This window comes from Protofrankia sp. CiP1_Cm_nod2 (genome assembly GCF_920664355.1).
Classification (GTDB): Bacteria; Actinomycetota; Actinomycetes; order Frankiales; family Frankiaceae; genus Protofrankia.
This window is the reverse complement of the sequence record NZ_CAKKTL010000041.1, coordinates 16897-18775: the sequence shown is the minus strand read 5'-3', so window position 1 is coordinate 18775 and position 1879 is coordinate 16897. Positions and strand designations below refer to the sequence as shown.

Annotated in this window: 1 protein-coding gene; it reads left to right on the top strand. The window is 74.3% G+C overall.

The window, feature by feature from the left end; genetic code table 11:
• Nucleotides 1-1819 (top strand): EAL domain-containing protein (locus NBW84_RS06880; protein WP_250282772.1); only part of this gene is annotated, 1819 nt, incomplete at its 5' end.
• Nucleotides 1820-1879 lie beyond the last annotated feature (60 nt).

Below are 1879 nucleotides of genomic sequence, written 5' to 3'. Positions count from 1 at the left end.
GAGCCCCCAGGACCAGCAGAGCCCCCAGGACCAGCAGGGCCTCCCGGAGGAGCGGGGCCCGCACAACGGGCAGGGCCCACCGCGGCGGCGGGACGACAGCCAGGGGACGCTCTCCGGCGGACGGCCCGGCCTGGTGATCCCGATCGGCCGGCCCGACGGCCCCACCGCGATCCTCACGGTCCACCGCGGCGCGCCGCCGGCCACGCCCGGCTCCCCCCGCCCGGCTGGCATCCCCACGGCTGGCATCCCCCCAACCGCCGCCGCCCCGGACCCGCTCTCGGCCCGGCCGGCCCCGGGGCGGCAGGGAGGGCCGGCCGTGCCCGCGGCGGACGCCACCGGCACGGCCGGCTCCAGCTCCGGTGCGTTCACCGATCACGAGATCGAGTTCGTGCGGACGGCCGCGGCCGTGCTGAGCGCGGCGGCCATCCGTTACCAGGTCGAACGCGACGCCAACCACCGTGCCCTGCACGACGAGCTCACCGGGCTGGCCAACCGCACCGGGCTGTTCGAGCGGCTCGGTGCGGCCCTGAAGCAGGACCAGCCGGCGCGGGACCGGCCCGCCCGGGGCCGGCGGAAGCGGGGCCTGTCGAAGCAGGGCCGGCAGCGCCGGACCGGGCTCCTGTTCGTCGACCTCGACGGGTTCAAGGGCGTCAACGACTCACTGGGGCATCACATCGGCGACCGGCTGCTGTGCGAGGTCGCCACCCGCCTGCGGGGCGCTGTCCGGCCCGGGGACACCGTCGCTCGCCTCTCCGGCGACGAGTTCGCCGTCGTCTGCGAAAAGATCACGACGGAAACCGTCCTGTGCGCCATCGCCGAACGGGTCGTGACCGCCCTCTCCGAGCCCATGATCCTCGACGGATGTCAGGTGAGTGTCAGCGCCAGCGTCGGCGTCGCCCTGTCCGGGCCGGACATCCCCGGCCCCGGCGGCCTGCTACAGGCCGCCGACATCGCCATGTACGGCGCCAAGCACCAGGGCCGCGGCCGCTACCTGCTCTTCGAGGAGAGCATGCGGCACGCGTCCCTGGACAGGCTCACCATCGAGAACGACCTGCGCAACGCCCCTGGCACGGACGATCTCCGGTTGCACTACCAGCCCGTCGTCGGCGTCGACGGTGAGGCCGCCGGAGCCGAGGCCCTCCTGCGCTGGCAGCATCCCGAACGCGGCCTGCTGCACCCCGAGGCGTTCCTCTCCCTCGCCGAGGAGACCGGGATAGTCGTCCAGCTGGACCGGTGGGCCCTGCACACCGCCTGTCATGCCGCGGCCGCCTGGGCGGCCACCTGGATGGCGGGCCCAGCACCGGCACCCCCGCCGCGCATCGGCGTCAACGTCTCCATCCGCCAGTTCACCGACCCCGGTTTCCTGCCCGGCCTCGAGGCGCTCCTGCGGGCCACCAACGCCGATCACCGTTACCAGCTCTGCCTCGAGATCGCCGAGAGCGCCCTGGTGGACGACGATGAGACCGTCACCGCGGCCCTACAGGCCGTGCGCGCCCTCGGCGTCGCCATCTATGTCGACAACTTCGGCACCGGGCATCTGTCCCTGACCCGGCTGCGCGGCCTGCCGCTCGACGGCCTGAAGATCGACCGCCGGTTCATCGGCGGGCTGACCGACGATCCCACCTCCTACGCCATCGTCGCCGCCGTCATCCAGCTGGCCCACGTCCTGGGCATGACCGCCATAGCGAACGGGGTGGAGACCCCGGAGCAGCTTGCCGCGCTCGTCGGCCTGCGCTGCGACCTCGTGCAGGGCTACTACCTCGCCCGCCCCGAAGCGCACCTGCCCGCCCGGCAGCCGGTCGCCGCCGGCCAGCCGTGACAGGCCCGCGCCCATGGCCGGCCCCGGGCCGAACCGCGGCAAGGGGCCGGCCAGGAGCCA